An 18,927-nucleotide genomic window follows, 5' to 3' on the forward strand; every position below is an offset into this window, starting at 1 on the left:
GGCAACATGCGCCCGATCGACGCCACCCGGCGTCGCCAGCACCCGCGATTGCCACCGCTTGCCCGAACCTGCGACACTGCCGGTTCATGGCCCGCCTGCAGACAACCAAGGACGCTCGCGCATGACGACACCCATCAAGACGTTGATCCGACGGGGCGCCGCCCTCGTGCTGCTGGCCGCGATCGGCTATGCCGGATACATGCTGTCGCGGCTTGCGCCGATCGCGACCGGCTATGCCGCGAAGGCGCTGTGCTCCGGCGTGTTCGTGTCGGGCCGCCCGGCCGCGTCCGTGATCGACGTCGACATCATGGCCGGCGTGCATCCGCTGCTGAAGCTGGTGCGTCCGTCGCTCGATCCCGACCATCATCGTGCGGTGGCGACCTTCGCCGGCTTCGCCGGGCGCGAAGCCGACTTCCGGCCCGGGCTCGGCTGCACGCTCGCACTCGGGCCGTCGTCTGCCACATTGCCGGCCGCGTTGCCCGTTCTCCCCGACCCGCCGCCCGCGCAACCCGCACCCGCCGCGCCGCCCGCCGGCATCGACGCACACAAGCTGCAGACCGCGCTCGACCGCGCATTCGACGAACCCGATCCGGCGCGGCCGCGGCGCACGCGCGCGGTCGTCGTGATGTGGCGCGGCCAGGTGATCGCCGAACGTTATGCGCCTGGCTTCACGGCCGACACGCCGCTGCCCGGCTGGTCGATGACGAAGACCGTGACGGCCGCGCTGGTCGGCATGCTCGTCGCGCAGCACAAGCTGTCGCCCGACGCGTCGGCGCTGCTGCCCGAATGGCGCGGCAGCGGCGACCCGCGCGCGGCCGTCACGCTCGACGAGCTGCTGCGGATGACGAGCGGCCTGCAATTCAACGAGGACTACGACGACCCGCTGTCCGACGTCGCCGTGATGCTGTTCACGCAGCCCGATACCGCGCGGTTCGCGTCGGCGAAACCGCTCGCCGCGACACCCGGCACGCAGTGGTACTACTCGAGCGGCACGAGCGCGATCATCGCGCGCGTGATGCGCGAAGCGATGGGCGGCAGCGACGATGACTACCTCGCGTTTCCGCGCCGCGCGCTGTTCGCGCCGCTCGGGATGCGCAGCGCGGTGTTCGAGCCCGATGCGTCCGGCACGCTCGGCAGCTCGTCGTACATGTATGCGAGCGCGCGCGACTGGGCGCGCTTCGGGCAGCTTCTGCTGCAGGACGGCGAATGGAACGGGCAGCGGCTGCTGCCGGCGGGCTGGGTGCGCTACCTGACGCGCGCGACGCCGCAGTCGCCGCGCCAGGAATTCGGCGCGCATCTGTGGGTCAAGGTGCCGGAGCCGTTCAACGATCGCGATCCGCATGCGAGCGCGATGCCGGCCGACGCGTTTCATGCGGTCGGCCATGAAGGCCAGTTCGTGAGCGTGGTGCCGAGCCGTCAGCTGGTGGTCGTGCGGCTCGGGCTGTCGCGGCCGGAATCCGCGTGGAATCACGACGCGTTTCTCGCGCGCGTGCTCGACGCGGTGCCGGCGCCCGGCGCTTGACGACAGGCCGGCGAGCCCGCTGGCCCATGCATGCCGCCGCGCCGCGCGCTACCTGCGATGCGTCACGGATTCGCGCTGCCGGCGTAGGTCTTGAAGCCTTCGCGCGTCGCAAGACGCTCGATATAGCGCGACACCGCCGGGAAATCCGGATGCTCGAACGGCGTGCCGAACCAGCGGTTCACCGACAGGCCGATCGGAATGTCCGCGAGCGTGAAGGTGCCGCCGGCCACGAACGCGCCGGTCGATTCGAGCTGCGCGTTCAGCACGCGCATGTGCTTCGTCCAGCCCGCGATCGACTGCGCGATGGCGTCCGGATCCTGATGATCGGGCGATTTCCGCACGAGGCCGAGGAACGCGCCGATCCACGAACGGTTCAGGTCTGCGCCCTGCCAGTCGATCCATTGATCGACCCGCGCACGCGCCCGCGGCTCGGCCGGATAGAGCGCATCGTCGCCATAGCGGTTCGCGAGGTAGCGGATGATCGTATTCGATTCCCAGAGCACGAAATCGTCGTCCTTGATGACGGGCACGAGCGCGTTCGGATTCAGCGCGAGATAGTCCGGATCGTTGGTCGTGCGAAAACCCGCGCCCCAGTCCTCCTGTTCGAACGGCAGGTTCAACTCGGTGCACAGCCACAGCACCTTGCGGACGTTGATGGACGGGATCTTGCCGAGGATGTGCAGCATGCAGTCTCCTTGTGAGGTCGGATGCGGAGCGTTCGGGAAGCACGACGCGTCCCGGGCGCGGTCACGTCGAATTTATACACGACGGCGCGGGAAACGGCATGCCGTGCAGGCAAAATCGGCGTGCGGCCGATTCGTCAGGTCACGCAGCGCGTGCTCGGCGGTCGGGCACCGGAACACCGTCGCGGCGATCAGCGACATCCGCCATATCTGCCGCGCGCGCCGGTACCGGTGTCGCGCCGGCCCGGAAATGCAGCGCGATGCCGCGGCGATACGCATCGTCGAACGGTGCACCGGCAAGCCACGGAACGGCCACGCCGACGAACAAGTGCGCGATCGCCGCGGCGTGCAACCCGCTCGCTACGATGCCGCGCATGGTGTCGCACGAACGCCGGGGCGCAACGTTTTCGGCAGCGTTGCCGATGGCCGGCACCACTTCACCGGCGTTCATGCTCTGTACTCTTTTCTTTACCGAAAGCATCACGCATCGATCGGTCGACTTCTTTCAGGCACGACGCGCCTACATCGGCTTGAGCACCATCAGGAAGTAGACGGACAGCATCGCGAAGAACGCCGGATAACCGAGCAGTTCCCAGCGCTTCGCATAGCGCCAGTAGCGTTCCGGCAATGCGGCGTCGCCGTTCACGTGAGCGAGCTTCGCCATCGCGGCGAGTTCGACCTGCAGCCACACGACCGGCAGCCAGCACGCGCCCGCGACCGCGTACAGCACGATCGACGCGACGAGCCACGGCGTATGCCACGGCCAGCCGGCCGTATGCGCAAGCCACAGCCCGGATGCCGGCTGGAAGATCACGGCCGGCGTCGTGAACCACCAGTCCGCGCGCACCACGAGTCGCGACACGGCCGCGATCGCGGGCACCGACCGCGTGCGGTTCGCGAAGAACAGGTAGAACGCAGTGCCGAACCCCGTGCCGACCAGCAGCACCGAGGACAGGATATGCAGCGCCTTGACGACGAGATAGGTATTCATGCGTGTTCTTCTTCTGAAAACAGGATCAACAGGATCGCGAGAATCGGTACGTTCTTGAGCACCGGGCCGAACGGTTCGGCCAGCAGACCCGGCATCGTGACCGCGATGACGGCCGAATACGCGACGATCAGCGCGGCTTGCGCCGCCCACAGGCGGCGCGACGGTGCGGCAACGGTCGCGATGCCGAACGCGAAGTCCAGCGCGCTTGCCGAATAGAGCGCGACCAACGCAGGCAGCCCCGTCAGGTGCGCATGCGCGAGCAATGCGAGGCTCGCGTGCAGCGGATGGATGAACGCGCTTGCGATCGCCGTCCAGATCCATACGATCGCGAGCGCGCCCAGCAACAGCGGGCGCCGCCACATCGCGAGCGCGTCGCGACGCAGCGCGGCCGCGTCCGCGCCGATGAAGCGGTCGATGCCGCGCGGCGGCCGGCCGAGTACGGCCGTGGCGGCCGCCGGATCGCCGGTGTTGCCGCCGCGCAGCATCGTCCACGTGTCGCGGGTGAGCAGCGCACCCGGCAGCATGCCGAGCAGCGCGGCCGCCGCGCCGACCAGCGGGGCCGGCAGCGTCACACCGGCGGCCGGCGGAAACCCGAGCGCGGCGCGGTAGCGGGCCAGCATCTCGCGGTATTCGACTTCGTCGTTGCCGACCACGTCGATCACTTGGTTGCCGGCCGCCGGCGAATCAGACGACTGCGCGACCAGCCGCGCGACGAGTTCGGCGAGATCGTCTACATGCACGGGGCGCAGCCGCTGATGGCCGCCCGCCGGCAATGCATGCACGGGCAGGCTCGCGAGCATCCGGAAAAAACGCGCCGACGTGCCGGCCGCGCCGTAGACCAGCGCGGGACGCACGATCCGGGAGTCGATCGGCAGCGTCTGCAGGAAGCGGTCGGCTGCGTGCTTGCTCGCGAAGTACCGCGTATCGCCGCGCTCGACACCGAGCGCCGAGATCTGGATCACGCGCCGCACGCGCGCACGGCAGCACGCGGTGAAGAGCGCGCACGGCGCGGCGCGATGCACGGCATCGAGCGTCGCGCCGCGTCGATCGCCGAGGATGCCGACCGCATTGATCACGACGTCGACGCCTTCCAGCCGCGCCAGCCACGCTGCGGGATCGACGTCCTTCGCGAAGTCGATCGCGACGTCGCGCGGGCCGGCCGCATCGCGCACGCCGCGCAGCACGCGATGGCCGCCGGCTTCAAGCTGCGCGCACAGTGCCCGCCCGATGAAGCCGTTCGCGCCGCAGACGAGGACGGTCATGCTGCGTTCCCCGGTGCGGCCGCTCTGGCCGGCCGACGGCAAGACTACGTTCATTTCCATCCTCTATTTACAGTTATTTCTGTACAGACAGAAATAACAATTCCGAAAAAAGCGGGCTGCCTGCCCGCACTTCCGTTACCGCTTACTTCGACGGCTTGCGCCTGACCGTCTGGCTGATCTTCGCGCCGATGCCGAGCGCCTTCATCAGCGTGTCGGGCTTGAGCCGCAGCATCTCGTCCGACCAGGTCGTGAGCGTCTCGACGAACTGCAGCGTGTCGCGGATGCGCTGTTCGGTCTCGCGGCTCTCGTTGGCGATCTCCGGGCTCGTCAGGCAATCGCGCAGCACCGTGAGCGTCGGCTCGATCTCGCGCTGCCGCCGCCCTTCGACGATCAGCTTGAACAGTTCCCAGATGTCGGTCGACGTCTCGAAATGGTCGCGGCGGTCGCCCAGCACATGCACGACCTTCGCGAGTCGCCACGCCTGCAGCTCCTTCAGGCTCGTGCTGACGTTGGAGCGCGCGACGTTGAGCGTCTCGGCGATCTCGTCGGCCGCGACCGGCCGGCCGGCCAGGTAGAGCAGCGCGTGGATCTGCGAGACGGTTCGGTTGACGCCCCACCGCGAGCCCATTTCGCCCCAGTGGAGAATGAATCGTTCGGCAATCGGTGTGAGTTCCATGTCGGGAAATTTATTCATTTCAGTTATTTCTGTCAAGAGAGAAATAACCGGACGATCCGGCACCTTCCGGCCGCGCCCGCCCGCGATCGGCCGCTTCCTTTACAATGCGCGGGATTTTTCCGATTTCAGGCCGTTTCTGCCTTTCTGACAAGAGGTTCCCATGATCATCAAACCGCGCGTGCGTGGCTTCATCTGCGTGACGACTCATCCCGTCGGCTGCGAAGCCAACGTCAAGGAACAGATCGACTACGTGACTTCGCACGGCCCGATCGCCAACGGCCCGAAGAAGGTGCTCGTGATCGGCGCGTCGACCGGCTACGGCCTCGCCGCCCGGATCTCGGCCGCATTCGGCTCGGGCGCGGACACGCTCGGCGTGTTCTTCGAGCGCGCCGGCAGCGAATCGAAGCCCGGCACGGCCGGCTGGTACAACAGCGCCGCGTTCGAGAAATTCGCCGCCGAAAAGGGGCTCTATGCGCGCAGCATCAACGGCGACGCATTCTCCGACAAGGTCAAGCAGGTCACGATCGACACCATCAAGCAGGATCTCGGCAAGGTCGATCTCGTCGTCTACAGCCTCGCGGCACCGCGCCGCACGCACCCGAAGACGGGCGAAACGATCAGCTCGACGCTCAAGCCGATCGGCAAGCCGGTCACGTTCCGCGGCCTCGACACCGACAAGGAAGTGATCCGCGACGTCGCGCTCGAACCGGCGACGCAGGAAGAGATCGACGGCACCGTCGCCGTGATGGGCGGCGAGGACTGGCAGATGTGGATCGACGCGCTGGATGAAGCCGGCGTACTGGCCGACGGCGCGAAGACGACCGCGTTCACGTATCTCGGCGAGCAGATCACGCACGACATCTACTGGAACGGCTCGATCGGCGAAGCGAAGAAGGATCTCGACAAGAAGGTGCTGTCGATCCGCGAAAAGCTGGCCGCGCACGGCGGCGATGCACGCGTGTCGGTGCTGAAGGCCGTCGTCACGCAGGCCAGCTCGGCGATCCCGATGATGCCGCTGTACCTGTCGCTGCTGTTCAAGGTGATGAAGGAAACCGGCACGCACGAAGGCTGCATCGAGCAGGTGTACGGGCTCCTCAAGGACAGCCTGTACGGCACGACGCCGCACATCGACGAGGAAGGCCGGCTGCGCGCGGACTACAAGGAACTCGATCCGCAGGTGCAGGCGAAGGTCGTCGCGCTGTGGGACCACGTGACGAACGAGAACCTGTACGAGCTGACCGACTTCGCCGGCTACAAGACCGACTTCCTGCGGCTGTTCGGCTTCGAGATCGCCGGCGTCGACTACGACGCGGACGTGAACCCGGACGTGAAGATCCCGGGCATCATCGACACCACGGCCTGACGGCCTAAGGGCCGAGCCCGCCGCGCGCGAACGCGGGCGGCGGGCAGTGCCTCCCGGCAGCGTCAACGCGGCGCCGGTTCCTCCAGATAGACGCCCGACGACAGCGTGGCTTTCACGTGCCGCGTGAATTCGTCGGTCGACACTTCCTCCGCACCCGCTTCGATCGCGTCGTAAGCCTGGCGCACGACGTCGTCCGGCGTGGCCTTCGGCACGTCGAGGCCGCGTGTCAGGTCGGTGTCGATGAAACCGGCATGCAGCCCGACGACCTGCGTGCGCTGCTCGCGCAGCGAATGGCGCAGCCCGTTGGTCAGCGCCCATGCGGCCGATTTCGACACGCCGTAGCCCGACAGGATCGGCCGGTTCACCCAGCTCGCGACCGACAGGATGTTCAGGATCGTGCCGCCGCCATGCCCGGCGAGGGTTCCCGCAAACGCCCGCGACATCGCCAGCATCCCGAACACATTGGTTTCGAAGTGATCGCGCAGCGCGTCGGGCGCGCCGTCGTCCGTCAGGCTGCCGAGCCGCGCAATGCCTGCGTTGTTGATCAGCAGCGTGACGTCGCGCGCCGCGTCGGCCGCCGCGGCGACGGCCGCCGGATCGGTCACGTCGAGCTTCACGGGCACGACGCCCGGCAGCGTCACGGTGGCCGGATCGCGCGCCGCCGCATAGACCTTGCGCGCCCCTCTCGCGAGCGCCTGCTTCGCAAACTCGAGCCCGAGCCCGCGGTTTGCGCCCGTCACGAAAACGACTGCACCTTCGATCTTCATGATCGTTCCTTTCCTTTCGCATGATGAATCGCATGCGCGCCGGCTCGTCGCGCGCGTGAGATCCGGTGGAAAACGAGGCTGCCATTGCGTACCGAATCGCTGCGCCGCCGGAGGCAGACGGCGAGCCGTCCGCTGCCCGTCACCCTGCGGCGCCAAAGACCTTGACCGATTGCCATCCGTGTTCCGGCCGTGGCTTCGCACTGCCCGCCAAGTCGGCTACACTTGATATCAATGTCGATCACCATTGTCTTTGCGGTGCATTGTGTTCGCGCCGTCCGGGCATGTCAATTGTGATCGCCATTGTGTTTTTCAATCGATGCGATCGGCAGAATCGGGGAGGGATCGATGGGCGTGTCAAGACAGCAGGCTGCCGAGAACCGGAGCGCGATCGTCGCGGCCGCCGAGCGGCTGTTCCGCGCGCGCGGCGTCGACGCCGTGGGGCTGACGGAGCTGATGAAGGAAGCCGGCTTCACGCAGGGCGGCTTCTACAACCACTTCAAGTCGAAGGATGCGCTGGTCGCCGAGGTGATGGGAAAGGCGATGCAGGACCGCGAAGATTCGCCGAACGCCGGCAGTCTCGCCGCGCAGGTGGCGTCGTATCTGTCGGCGGCGCATCGCGACAATGTCGAGGCCGGGTGCCCGCTGTCCGGTTTCGCGGGCGACGCGCCGCGACTGACCGAGGCGGCGCGCGCATGCTACGCGCACGGCCTCGCCGCGTATCTCGACCGGCTGGAACGAATGGTGGCGACCGAAGGCGCGACGCCGGAACAGACGCGCCGCGACGCGCTCGCGGTCTTCAGCCAGATGGTCGGGGCGCTCGTGCTGTCGCGCGCGATCGCCGGCACCGATCCCGTGCTGGCCGACGAGATCCTCGAGGCGGGACGCGATACGCTCATCGACGGACGCGGCGGTCCTGCCGCGCCGGCGTAACGGCGCGCGCAGCGGCGAGCCACGCTTCGCCCGCTATTCGACCGCCCGCGCGGCATCCCATAGCGGCTGCCCGCCCAGCGCCACATACCACGCGTCAAAACGCGTGCGCCACGATTCGAACGGCTCCGTCAGCGGATGGCGCGGATCTTCGCTGAGCGAATACGCCATCCCTTCGATCAGCCAGCGCGGCTTGGTCACGACGGCCAGGTTGCCGAGCACTTCGGCCTGGCGGTGATGGATCAGTTCGTGCGCGAGAAAGTAGGTCTGCCAACCGCGCGGCGCGATGACCACGCCGAAATTCCCGAGCGTCAGCGCCGCGCGCTGGCCGAGGCCGAATGCGTCGGCGCACGCGCGCGTCGAGCAGAACACGACGCGCGGCGCGGCGCGGAACCCGCCGACGGCCGCCGCCGCGCGCGCATAGCCGTCGCGATAGAGCTGCTGTGCGTCGCCGAGCTTCGCGGCATCGTCCGTGCAGATGTCGGCGCGTGGGCAGGACACGCCGGGGATCAGTGCGGGCGCGACGATGCGCAGCGGCTTGACGAGCGCGTACGCGGCAATCGGCAGCGCGACGAGCAAGCCCGTGAGGGCGAGGGCGACGTGGGAGCGTTTCATCGAGGCGGAGGTTCCGTGGCGTTTTGTTGGAGTTCTACCTGCGCGAATATATCGGACCGGCACGGTTGCCGGCCCCGCTTCTCTTTCTGCGTGGCGTCCGGCCGGCTCTCATCGCGACCGGGGACACGCCCCGGCGCTCGCCGGCATCGGCATCGGCATCGGCATCGCCATCGTCACGGCTGGCATGGCCTTGCGCCTCGCCAGCCAGCGGCGAACCGGAGACAGGCCCACGATCCGGCGACCGAACCGCACCGCGCACGGCTGAAACATGCGACGCGCGTCACGCGGCGTGCCCGGTGCGCGCGTCGCTGGCGCCTGTCCCCCACCGGCTCCAGCGAATGGCCCGCCACAGGATCGCGACGCTGCACGCGAACAGGATCGCCTCGACCAACACGGTATCGACATGCCAGTACCGCGTCAGCAGCACGACGGCGAGGTCGAACACGAAATGGATCGCGATCGCATACGCAAGCCAGCGCTTGGTGCCGCGCACGAATGCCTGCAGCACGATCAGCGACAACCCGACATGCGCGGCCAGCGCACTCGTGCGTTCGAGCAGCGCGAGAAACGGCGACACGAGCGTAATGCCCGCGAACTGCGCCCCGATCAGCGACTGCACGCCCTCAGGCACGACGACGCCCACGTGCGCGAGCAGGTAACCCGTGCCGAGCGCGAGAAACCCGACTCCGACCAGCAGCATCGCCTCCAGCCCGCCGTGCCCGAGCCCGAGCATCACGGCCGTCTGTGCTTCGTGCCGCTTCGGCAGCAGATACCGGAACGCGACCCAGCGCCCGCATTCCTCGAAGAGCCCGGCCGTCAATGCCGCGAACACCAGCATCGGCACATGCCAGCGCGGGTCGTGAGCGAGCCAGCGGTACAGCTGAACCTGCCACGACATGCGCAGCACCGGCTGGAACACGAAAAAGGTCAGCATGCCGTAGAAAAACACGCGCCACGGCACCTGCGTGCGGCATCGCCACGCGGCCGCGAGCACCGCAGGCGCAAGCAATGCGACGACACCGGCCGCGAGCGTGAGGAACAGGAGAACCGGGGCGACGGGGTGCATGGCGGATGCCGATGAGCGGCGCTAACGCGCACCGCTACGCGAGCTGCTTGTGGAAAAACGTCGTCGCGCAAAACGCGCCGTCGGGCATCAGCGCGTAGTTCGGCACGACGCCGACACGCTGCCAGCCTGCCCGCTCGTACAGCCGCTCGGCGTCGCCGCCCGTCACGGTGTCGAGCACGAGCACGGTCTTGCCGGCGTCGCGCGCGGCCGCGTCGGCCGCCGCCATCAGCCGCGCGGCGACGCCCTGCCGGCGCGCGTGCCGCGACACGAGCATCTTCGCGATATCCGCGCGATGCGGCTGGTTCTCGGGCTGCGCGGTCACGACCTGCACGGTGCCGACAATCCGGCCGGCCGCGTCCTCGGCGACGAGCAGGATGCGCTCGCCGCTCTCCACGCCGTCGGCCACGCGCGTCCAGAATGCGACGGCGGTCGGCCGCTCGATCGGCAACATGAAGCTGACGGACGCGCCGCCCTCGACGCAATCGATCAGCACGTCGGCCAGCGCGTCGACGCAGGCCCTCGCGTCGCGCGCGCCGACGCGGCGGACGGTAACAGGTTCGGTCATGCCATCTCCGGTGGTCAGCCAGGCCGCACACGTTCGTTCGTCATGCGCCCGGATTGGAAAGAACGCCAGCCGGTCGTCGAGGCTTGAGCAACGGCGGCAGGCGTCCGGCAACGCGGCACAGGTCGGCGCGTGTTACCGCCCCATCATCCTACGCGACGAAAATGTCCGCTGCATCGCCTATACTTAGCCACATGGCTAACTTTCAACCCGGCATCAGCGACGTCTTCCACGCCCTTGCCGACCCGACGCGCTGCGCGATCGTCAGCGCGCTCGGCCAGGGCGAGCGAACCGTCTCCGCGCTGGCCGCGCCGTTCGACATGGCGCTGCCGTCGTTCATGAAGCATGTCGCCGTACTCGAGCGCAGCGGCCTCGTCCAGACCCGCAAAACCGGCCGCTCGCGCACCTGCGCGCTGGTCGGCAGCCGGCTGACCGAGGCCGAGGAATGGCTCGCCGCGCAGCGTGCGCTGTGGGAAGCGCGATCCGATCGTCTCGTCGAATTCGTCGAACGCCGTCACCAGGAGGAGCAAGATGTCAGCAAGCCACGTCGAACCCGCTGAAGCCCACGATCTCGTCATCACACGCACACTGCACGCGCCGCGCCACGCGCTGTGGCGTGCGTGGACCGACCCCGAACTGTTGAAGGAATGGTGGTGCCCGAAGCCGTGGACCACCGAGGTGCGCGCGTTCGACCTGCGGCCGGGCGGCGCCTTCCATACGTTCATGCGCGGCCCCGATGGCGGCACGAGCGACAATCCCGGCTGCTTCCTCGAAATCGTGCCCGAAGCGCGCATCGCGTTCACGTCGATGCTCGCGGGCGGCTGGCGGCCGCAGGTGCCGTGGCTGGGCTTCACGGCAATCATTACGATGGCCGACGACGCTGCGGGCAGCCGCTACGAGGCGCGCGTGATGCATCCGGATGCCGCGACGCGCGAGCGCCACGAAGCGCTCGGCTTCTTCGAGGGCTGGAACACCTGCATTACGCAGCTCGACGCATTCGCGGCCACGCTGCGCTGAACGGCTGAACGCGGGCGAGCGTGCGGTCATTGCATGCCGCCCCGCCCGCGCCTACGATTCCTGAAGGAAGCCTGACGACACGCCGGCATCCGGCGTGCACCGTCGCGCGCGCTCCGCGGGAGGCGACATGTTGCATACGCACACGCATTCGACCCGGGTCAGCCGGCACCTGAACGCACCGCGCGGACGCGTCTACCGCGCGCTGCTCGATCCGCACGCGGTCGAGCAATGGAAGGTGCCCGACGGCATGACGTGCCGCGTGCATGCGTACGACGCGCGCGAAGGCGGCGCGCTGCGCGTGTCGCTGAGCTACGACGCGCCGTCGGCGGACACCGGCAAGACCACCGCGCGCACCGATACCTACCACGGCCGCTTCGTCACGCTCGTGCCGGACCAGCAGATCGTCGAGATCGACGTGTTCGAGACCGACGATCCGATGCTGCGCGGCGCAATGACGATCACGATCACGCTGTCCGACGAAGCGGACGGCACGCGCGTGGACGCCGTGCACGACGGGATCCCACCCGGCGTGCCGGTCGCCGACAACGAGACCGGCTGGCGCATGGCGCTGGCGAAGCTCGCGGCGCTGGTCGAGGCCGGGTGAGCACGCGCGGGCGCGCCGCGACACGCGTCAGCCGAGCCGGTAAGCGCGCGTGACCGTGCCGCGGAACAGCGCGTCGCGCTCGTCCGGGCTCGCATGCGCGGTCAGCCGCTTGAACGCGTTCCAGCCGTTCACGTACGAATACGAGCCCTTGTCGACCGGGAAATTGCTCTCGAACATGCAGCGCTCGGCGCCGAACGCTTCGATACAGGTCAGCATCCACGGCTTCCACGCGTCCGCGAGCTGCGCGGACGACGGCGGCCGCGCGCCCTTCTCGAAATCGAAACCGTTGATGCGCATCCCGAGGCCGCCGACCTTCACGTACACGTTCGGCAGTTGCGCGAGCGTGCGCATCGACGCCGACCAGCGCTCGAACACCTCCGGCCGCTGGTCCGCATAGCTCGCGATCCGCACGACGCCGCCGCAGTGATTGACGACGATCCGCGTATCGGGGTTCGCTTTCGCGAGCTCGAACAGCTCGGGCAGTTGCGGAAAGAACAGCCACGCGTCATACGACAGCCCGAGCGGTGCGAGCTGCGCGACGCCGGCCCGGTACGCGGAATCGAGCAGCAGCCCGCGCGGCACCGCCGACAGCGGATTGGCGAGCGTCGGATCGGCATCCCACGTGGTCAGGTGCCGAACCCCGCGAAACCGCCCGCGCCCCGCTTCGAGATGCGCTTCCAGCACGTCGCGCACGCGTTCGCCGAGCCGCAGGTCCGCGTGGCCGACGATGCCTGTCGCGACGGCCGGACGGCCGTGCTGCAGCGGCTCGGTCACGCCGGCGACATAGGCCGTCTCGCCGGCCGGCTTCAGCTCGGCCGGGCCGGAATCGCGGTAGCGCGTCTGCGCCTGCATGTAGACGGACGCCTGGATGTTGTGGCCCGAGCGTGCGTCCTGCAGGTAGTCGTCGAGCATGTAGATCCAGCCCGGCCGTTCATAGAAATGATGATGCGCGTCGACGATCGGCAGGTCGGGATCGAGCGCGGGTTCGAGCGCCGACGCGAGCCAGTCGGGTCGGACCGCGAGATAGTTGCCTTGCGTCGTCATGCGGGAAGCTCCATCTTGAGCCGGTGCGTGCGTATCGGCGAACGCGGGCACCGCGAGCGACGCGGCGGCCGCGCCGAGCAGCCGGCGTCGCATGATCGAAATCGTCGTGTCCATGTCATTCGCTCCGGTCGAACGCATACAGCGACAGCGTGAGCAGCGTCGTGATCGCGAGGACAATGGCAAGACCCAGCATGCCGGCCGTGAAGGTACCGAAGCTGTCCTTCAGGTAGCCGACGAGATAAGGGCCCGCGAAGCCGCCGAGCGCGCCGATCGAGTTGATCAGCGCCAGCCCGCCGGCCGCTGCCTGGCCGGACAGGAAGCGCGACGGCAGCGTGTAGAAGATCGTGCGGCCGGCAATCGTGCCGATCAGCGCGAGCGTGATGCCGACGAGCGCGGGGCCGAGCGTCAGGAAATGCGTCGACACGCCGAGCGCCACCGCACCGATGTACAGCCCGATCGCGAGGTTCGCGACAGGGCCGCCGCGACGGTCCACACGTTTCGCCCACCACAGCAACGCAATCGTCGCGAAGAAGTACGGCACCGCGGACAGCCAGCCCGTCTGCATCGTCGACATGCCGTGCGCCTTCAGCATCTGCGGCAGCCAGATGCCGATCCCGTACGAACCCATCGTGAAGCCGAACGAGATCAGCGCGAGCACGTACACGCGCACGTCGCGCAGCGCAACGCCGAATTGCTTCTTCCGTCCGGCGGCCGCGCCTTCGCGCTCGAACGCGCGCTGCAGCGCGGTACGCTCGTCGTCCGACAGCCACGCGGCATCCGCCGGCGAATCGGACAGCAGCTTCAGCACGAGAAAACCGAGCGCGCACGCAGGCAGCCCTTCGACGATGAACATCCACTTCCAGCCGGCAAGCCCGAGCGCGCCGTCGAGCTGCAGCAGCCACGTCGACAGCGGGCCGCCGATCAGCGACGACAGCGGCGTCGACACGGTGAACCATGCGAGCACACGCGTGCAGTAGCTCGCCGGAAACCACACGGCAAGGAAGAAGATCACGCCCGGAAAGAACCCGGCCTCGCCGATGCCCAGCAGCAGCCGGATCGCGTAGAAGCTCGTCGGCCCGGTCGCGAGCGCGGTCGCGGCCGCCATCAGCCCCCACGTGATCATGATGCGGGCGAGCCAGCGGCGCGCGCCGAAGCGGTACAGCGCGAGATTGCTCGGCACCTCGAACACGCAGTAGCCCGCGAACATGATCCCCGCGCCCCAGCCGAACTGCGTCGCGGTCAGCCCGAGATCGCGGTTCATCGTGAGCGCCGCGAACCCGACGCTCGTGCGGTCGAGGTAATTGAAGAAGTAAGCCATCGCGAGCAGCGGGATGAACCGCCATGCGGCCTTGCGCACGGCCCGTTGCTCGACCGACGCATCGGTCTCGCGATCGGCGGCCAGCGCCGGGGAAGCGGATGTCATGGTTGTCTCCGTGGATGCAGCAATCCGCGCCCGCGCGTTGCGCGGCCGGGTGCCTTTGTTCGTTCGATGGATCGCGGCCGCGCTACGCGCTCGCCACTTCGTTCGGCGAAGGCGCGCCGCCCGGCCCGTCGCCGTGCGCTGCACCGTCCGCGACGTACTGTCCTGCGACGACGCCCGCTTCGATCAGCGCACGCGCGTCGTCCGGCGCATAGCCGAGCTCGCCGAGCAACGCGTGCGTGTCCTGGCCAAGTGCCGGCGGCGCCGAGCGCAGCCGCAGCCGCTCGCCCGCGAGCGTCAGCGGCAGCAGCGCGGTGCGCGTGTCGACCGGCCGGCCTGCACAGCTCGCGTCGGCCGGCAGCGTCACCGCTTCGAGGCCGCCGGTCGCCAGCAGATGCGGATCGTCGAACAGGTCCTGCGGCTTCGTGATCGGCGCATAGGGCAGGCCGATCGATTCGAAGATCGCGCCGATCTCCGCGGCCGAATGCGGCGTGAGCCGCGAGCGCAACTCCGGCAGCAGCCACTCGCGCGCCTGCACGCGCAGGTTGTTGGTCGCGAGGCGCGGATCGCCCTTCAGCGCCGCAAAGCCGAACGCATCGCAGAACAGCGCCCACTGCGTATCCGACACGACCGCGAGAAAGATCTGCTCGCCGTCCTTCACGGAGAACACGTCGTAGACGGCCCACGCGGAAATCCGGCTCGGCATCGGCGACGCGGCCTGCCCCGTCACCGCGAACTGCATCATGTGCTGCGCGACGAGGAACACGTTGTTCTCGAACAGCGAGCTCTGCACCTGCTGGCCGCGGCCGGTGCGCTCGCGCTGCGCGAGCGCGGCCATCGCGCCGATCGCGCCGAACATGCCGCCCATGATGTCGTTCACGCTCGAGCCCGCGCGCAGCGGCCGGCCCTCGGGGCCCGTCATGTAGGCCAGGCCGCCCATCATCTGCACGACTTCGTCGAGCGCCGTGCGATGCTCGTACGGCCCCGGCAGAAAGCCCTTGTGCGACACGTACACGATGCGCGGATTCAGCGAGGACAGCGCCGGATAACCGAGGCCGAGCCGGTCCATCGTGCCGCTCTTGAAGTTCTCGCTGAAGACGTCCGCCGTTCCGACGAGCCGCAGCACGATTTCCAGCCCGCGCGGATCCTTCACGTCGACCGCGAAGCTCTTCTTGTTGCGGTTGAACATCCCGAAGAAGCCTGCGCCTGAGCCGCGCAGCGCACGCGTGCTGTCGCCCGCGATCGGTTCGATCTTGATGACTTCCGCGCCGAGATCCGCGAGCAGCATGCCGCAGGTCGGGCCCATCACCATGTGCGTCATCTCGATCACGCGCACGCCTTGGTACGGCAGTGCCGAAGTCGGTTGGCGATCGTTCATTGCGCGACTCCCGTCAGGCAACCTTCCGGCTGGGCCGCGGTCGGCACGCGGCCGTCCGCATAGCGGAAGCCCTTCGGCAACCCGGCGTCCGGCACGTGGCCGTACAGCGCCTCGGACGGCAGCGCGTCGTGCAGAATCACGCGCGCGGCGAACAGCGCGTCGACGTCGACGCCCGTGTCGACTCCCATCGATTCGAGCAGGAACACGAGATCCTCGGTGACGATGTTGCCAGTCGCGCCCGGCGCATACGGGCAGCCGCCGAGGCCGCCCTGGCTCGCGTCGATCGTCGTCACGCCCGCGTCGAGCGCCGCGACGACGTTCGCGAGCCCCTGCCCGCGCGTGTTATGGAAATGCGCGCCGCCCGCCTTGTCGCCGACTTCGCGCCGCAGGCGCGTGAACAGCCGGCGTACCTGCGCCGGGTTCGCATAACCGCTCGTATCGGACAGCCCGATTTCGTCGACGCCGCACTCGGCCATCGCGACGGCCATCGCGATCGTCTCGTCGTCGCTGACGGCGCCCGCGATCGTACAGCCGAACGCGACCGACACGCCCGCCTCGATCTGCACCGCCGGAAACCGCGCATCGCGCAGCGCGACGATCGCGCGCACCTCGTCGATCATCTGCGCGGGCGTCTTGCGGATGTTCGCCAGCGAATGCGCTTCCGTCACCGATACCGGCAGCGTCAGCTTGTGCACGCCCGCGCCGAATGCGCCCTCGGCGCCGCGCAGGTTCGGCGCGAGCGCGGCGACATGCAGCCCGGGAATCGCCAGCGCGTGCGCGACGACTTCGCGCACATCGGCCATCTGCGGCAACAGCGTGGCCGGCACGAACGACCCCACCTCGATCTCGCGCAGGCCGGCCGCGGCCAGCGCGGTGATCCAGCGCAGCTTGCCGGCCGTCGGCATCACGGTCCCGATGCTCTGCAGGCCATCGCGCGGCCCGACCTCGCTGACCAGCACCTTCGGATATTCGGAAACGCTCATTCGATACCTCATTGTTCTATCTGAAAGAACATAGTTCTGTTAGACGGAACTTTAGACGCGCGTCGAATGAGCTGTAAGCGGGGTATACCCGTGAAATTGCGATTTTCTGGAACTTGAGTTCTGCCAGGCAGAACAATATAGTCGACCGACCATCATCCGAAGGAAGCAGGCAGTGCCTACCACTCAAGCAGATCACGCCGGCGACGGGCCCGATTCGTCGACCGAGGAAGCCTCCAGCGGCGTCGCCGTGCTCGATCGCGCGTTCGCGATCCTCCGTGCATTCGGGCCGACCGACGACCGGCTGTCGCTCGCCGAGCTGTCGCGCCGCACCGGGCTGTACAAGAGCACGATCCTGCGTCTGCTCGCCGCGCTCGAACATGGCGGCTTCATGCGCAAGCTCGACGACGGCCAGTACGCGGTCGGGCACGAGCCGCTGCGGCTCGCCGCGCTGTACCAGCGTTCGTTCCGGGTCGGCCCGGTGGTCGAGCCGCTGCTCGAGACGCTGAGCCGCGAACTCGGGGAAACGGCGTCGTTCTATGTTCGCCAGGGCGACATGCGCGCGGTGCTCTACCGCGTCGAGCCCGCACGCGCGGTGCGCGTGTCGATTCGCGTCGGCGAGGAGTTTCCGGTTCGCCAGGGCGCGTCCGGGAAGGTGCTGATGGCGTTCACCGACACGCAGGACGCACGCTGGAACGACGTGCGCGAACGACTGTGGGCCGCATCGTACGGCGAGCGCGACCCCGAGACGGCGTCGGCGTCCGTGCCGGTGTTCGATGCTGCCGGCGCATGCGTCGGCGCGCTGACGGTGTCGGGCCCGAAATCGCGGCTCGCCGCCGCGCCGACGATGGCGGCGGCGCTCGCGATGCTGCTGCCGCTCGCGCAGAAGGCGACCGTTGCCCTCGGCGGCGCGGGCGCACGCTACGACGCAGCCGCCGTGCGCGACAGCCTCGCTCGGCTCGCGTCGGCAGCAGACGACGCCGCGGGGTCGTAGCCGGCAGCGCAGCGCAGCGCAACGCAAAAGGCGACCGCGTGCGACACTGGCCGCCGATGCACGCATCGCACGCCGCCCGTGTGCGCACCATGCGTGCAACCGTCAACCGGCCATGCACAAGAGGGGCATCCGCCATGAACGCCGCGCGCACCGCCACCTGGTATTTCGATTTCGTTTCGCCGTTCGCCTACCTGCAGCAGGAACAGTTCGACCGGTTGCCGCCCGCCGCGGCGTTCGAGCCGCGGCCGATCGTGCTCGGCGCGCTGCTCGCGCACTGGGGCCAGAAAGCGCCGGCGGAGATCGCGGCGAAACGCGTCTTCACCTATCGCCACGCGCAATACCGCGCGGACAAGCTCGGCATCCCGTTCCGGATGCCGCCGGCCCACCCGTTCAACCCGATCAAGCCGCTGCGCCTCGCGATCGCGATGGGCTGTTCGCTCGATGCGATCCAGCGGATCTTCCGGCATATCTGGCGCGACGGCCAAGACGTATCGACACCGGAAGGCTTCGCCGCGCTGTGCGAAGCCGTCGGCTTTCCGGATGGCGTGACGGCCGTCGAAGCACAGCCGGTGAAGGACGCGCTGCGCGCGAACACCGATCGTGCGATCGCGCACGGCGTATTCGGCGTGCCGACTTTCGAACTCGACGGCGACCTGTTCTGGGGCGAGGATGCGACCGACATGTTCGCCGACTGCGCTACGTCCCGCGCGTGGCTCGACTCGCCCGAGGTGCGCCGCATCAGCGCGCTGCCCGAAGGAATCCGGCGCGGCTGACGGCGCAGCCCGCGCCCTCCGGGTCAGACTTCGCGCGCTTCGACGAGCCCCGGCACGGCCTCGCCCATCATCGCGACGAACTGCACGACCGCGTTGCGCCGGCAAAACGGGCAGGCCCACCGGGCTTGCCCACCTTTTCTTTTATTTTCGACCGGCGCATGCGTCATGCTGCGCGGCCTGACAGATTCGCACAGAGCGTAACCCGCATTCGTTCATCCGGCGCAAGGTCCGCACCGGCTTGCCAAACTGTCCAGCTCAACCAAATATTTTTCCGGCGCCCGTG

22 protein-coding genes are annotated in these 18,927 nt (G+C 68.4%); 8 read left to right on the plus strand and 14 right to left on the minus strand.

Annotated elements, in window-relative coordinates; all coding sequences use genetic code 11:
• Positions 1–121 precede the first annotated feature (121 nt).
• On the plus strand, positions 122–1,522 hold the full coding sequence (locus AC3WLY_RS23765) for a serine hydrolase domain-containing protein (RefSeq protein ID WP_492309505.1): 1,401 nt from the start codon (positions 122–124) through the stop codon (positions 1,520–1,522).
• 62 nt (positions 1,523–1,584) lie between these two features.
• On the opposite strand, the gene AC3WLY_RS23770 is transcribed toward AC3WLY_RS23765, so the two are convergent.
• From AC3WLY_RS23770 to AC3WLY_RS23790, 5 genes are all read right to left on the minus strand, one after another.
• Positions 1,585–2,208, minus strand: coding sequence for a glutathione S-transferase family protein (locus AC3WLY_RS23770; RefSeq protein ID WP_492309504.1), 624 nt, complete (start codon positions 2,206–2,208; stop codon positions 1,585–1,587).
• A 139-nt stretch (positions 2,209–2,347) separates the two neighbouring features.
• Positions 2,348–2,656 carry a hypothetical protein gene (locus tag AC3WLY_RS23775; protein ID WP_492309503.1) on the minus strand — a complete coding sequence of 103 codons (309 nt, stop codon included), beginning with the start codon at positions 2,654–2,656 and terminating at the stop codon, positions 2,348–2,350.
• 69 nt (positions 2,657–2,725) lie between these two features.
• Complete coding sequence (locus AC3WLY_RS23780) at positions 2,726–3,196, minus strand: DUF2269 family protein (protein WP_175960031.1); 471 nt, start codon at positions 3,194–3,196, stop codon at positions 2,726–2,728.
• Entirely contained in the window at positions 3,193–4,512 is a 1,320-nt protein-coding gene (locus AC3WLY_RS23785) for an SDR family oxidoreductase (protein ID WP_492309502.1), read from the minus strand. The genes AC3WLY_RS23780 and AC3WLY_RS23785 overlap by 4 nt, the downstream gene beginning before the upstream one ends.
• A gap of 88 nt (positions 4,513–4,600) precedes the next feature.
• Complete coding sequence (locus tag AC3WLY_RS23790; RefSeq protein ID WP_011548968.1) at positions 4,601–5,134, minus strand: GbsR/MarR family transcriptional regulator; 534 nt, start codon at positions 5,132–5,134, stop codon at positions 4,601–4,603.
• 160 nt (positions 5,135–5,294) lie between these two features.
• Here AC3WLY_RS23790 and fabV point away from each other — a divergent pair, with 160 nt between their 5' ends.
• Entirely contained in the window at positions 5,295–6,497 is a 1,203-nt protein-coding gene (gene fabV / locus AC3WLY_RS23795) for an enoyl-ACP reductase FabV (protein ID WP_492309501.1), read from the plus strand.
• Between the two features lie 62 nt (positions 6,498–6,559).
• Here fabV and AC3WLY_RS23800 read toward each other — a convergent pair whose 3' ends face one another.
• Positions 6,560–7,264, minus strand: coding sequence for an SDR family oxidoreductase (locus tag AC3WLY_RS23800; protein WP_492309500.1), 705 nt, complete (start codon positions 7,262–7,264; stop codon positions 6,560–6,562).
• A 345-nt stretch (positions 7,265–7,609) separates the two neighbouring features.
• Between AC3WLY_RS23800 and AC3WLY_RS23805 the strand changes: the two genes are divergently transcribed.
• Positions 7,610–8,194, plus strand: a complete 585-nt coding sequence (locus tag AC3WLY_RS23805) for a TetR/AcrR family transcriptional regulator (protein ID WP_425130869.1) — start codon at positions 7,610–7,612, stop codon at positions 8,192–8,194.
• 33 nt (positions 8,195–8,227) lie between these two features.
• Here AC3WLY_RS23805 and AC3WLY_RS23810 read toward each other — a convergent pair whose 3' ends face one another.
• From AC3WLY_RS23810 to AC3WLY_RS23820, 3 genes are all read right to left on the minus strand, one after another.
• Positions 8,228–8,806, minus strand: a complete 579-nt coding sequence (locus AC3WLY_RS23810; RefSeq protein ID WP_310136650.1) for a hypothetical protein — start codon at positions 8,804–8,806, stop codon at positions 8,228–8,230.
• Between the two features lie 280 nt (positions 8,807–9,086).
• Complete coding sequence (locus AC3WLY_RS23815) at positions 9,087–9,872, minus strand: YhfC family intramembrane metalloprotease (RefSeq protein ID WP_492309499.1); 786 nt, start codon at positions 9,870–9,872, stop codon at positions 9,087–9,089.
• Positions 9,873–9,906: 34 nt separating this feature from the next.
• Positions 9,907–10,437: a GNAT family N-acetyltransferase gene (locus tag AC3WLY_RS23820; RefSeq protein WP_175960026.1), complete on the minus strand. Its 531-nt coding sequence runs from the start codon at positions 10,435–10,437 to the stop codon at positions 9,907–9,909.
• A 191-nt stretch (positions 10,438–10,628) separates the two neighbouring features.
• Between AC3WLY_RS23820 and AC3WLY_RS23825 the strand changes: the two genes are divergently transcribed.
• From AC3WLY_RS23825 to AC3WLY_RS23835, 3 genes are all read left to right on the plus strand, one after another.
• Entirely contained in the window at positions 10,629–10,994 is a 366-nt protein-coding gene (locus AC3WLY_RS23825) for an ArsR/SmtB family transcription factor (protein WP_072440154.1), read from the plus strand.
• A complete protein-coding gene (locus AC3WLY_RS23830) occupies positions 10,966–11,451 on the plus strand; it encodes an SRPBCC family protein (protein ID WP_175960025.1) in 486 nt (161 codons plus the stop codon). Before AC3WLY_RS23825 ends, AC3WLY_RS23830 begins: the two co-directional genes overlap by 29 nt.
• Before the next feature lie 127 nt (positions 11,452–11,578).
• A complete protein-coding gene (locus tag AC3WLY_RS23835; RefSeq protein WP_034181826.1) occupies positions 11,579–12,055 on the plus strand; it encodes an SRPBCC family protein in 477 nt (158 codons plus the stop codon).
• 27 nt (positions 12,056–12,082) lie between these two features.
• On the opposite strand, the gene AC3WLY_RS23840 is transcribed toward AC3WLY_RS23835, so the two are convergent.
• The 4 genes from AC3WLY_RS23840 to AC3WLY_RS23855 form a co-directional block, all read right to left on the minus strand.
• Positions 12,083–13,213, minus strand: coding sequence for an amidohydrolase family protein (locus tag AC3WLY_RS23840; protein ID WP_492309498.1), 1,131 nt, complete (start codon positions 13,211–13,213; stop codon positions 12,083–12,085).
• 1 nt (position 13,214) lies between these two features.
• Positions 13,215–14,522: an MFS transporter gene (locus tag AC3WLY_RS23845; protein ID WP_492309497.1), complete on the minus strand. Its 1,308-nt coding sequence runs from the start codon at positions 14,520–14,522 to the stop codon at positions 13,215–13,217.
• A gap of 82 nt (positions 14,523–14,604) precedes the next feature.
• Positions 14,605–15,897, minus strand: coding sequence for a CaiB/BaiF CoA transferase family protein (locus AC3WLY_RS23850; RefSeq protein WP_492309496.1), 1,293 nt, complete (start codon positions 15,895–15,897; stop codon positions 14,605–14,607).
• Positions 15,894–16,880: a hydroxymethylglutaryl-CoA lyase gene (locus AC3WLY_RS23855; protein ID WP_492309495.1), complete on the minus strand. Its 987-nt coding sequence runs from the start codon at positions 16,878–16,880 to the stop codon at positions 15,894–15,896. Before AC3WLY_RS23855 ends, AC3WLY_RS23850 begins: the two co-directional genes overlap by 4 nt.
• A 172-nt stretch (positions 16,881–17,052) precedes the next feature.
• On the opposite strand from AC3WLY_RS23855, the gene AC3WLY_RS23860 reads away from it, so the two are divergent.
• Together AC3WLY_RS23860 and AC3WLY_RS23865 are read left to right on the plus strand one after the other, a co-directional pair.
• Entirely contained in the window at positions 17,053–17,871 is an 819-nt protein-coding gene (locus AC3WLY_RS23860; RefSeq protein WP_492309494.1) for an IclR family transcriptional regulator, read from the plus strand.
• Positions 17,872–18,005: 134 nt separating this feature from the next.
• The gene (locus AC3WLY_RS23865; protein ID WP_175960019.1) at positions 18,006–18,644 is read left to right on the plus strand and encodes a 2-hydroxychromene-2-carboxylate isomerase; all 639 of its coding nucleotides are present in this window, start codon (positions 18,006–18,008) and stop codon (positions 18,642–18,644) included.
• 23 nt (positions 18,645–18,667) lie between these two features.
• On the opposite strand, the gene AC3WLY_RS23870 is transcribed toward AC3WLY_RS23865, so the two are convergent.
• Complete coding sequence (locus tag AC3WLY_RS23870) at positions 18,668–18,811, minus strand: hypothetical protein (protein ID WP_208457409.1); 144 nt, start codon at positions 18,809–18,811, stop codon at positions 18,668–18,670.
• Positions 18,812–18,927 lie beyond the last annotated feature (116 nt).

This window comes from Burkholderia sp. FW306-1C-G01B (assembly GCF_058781685.1).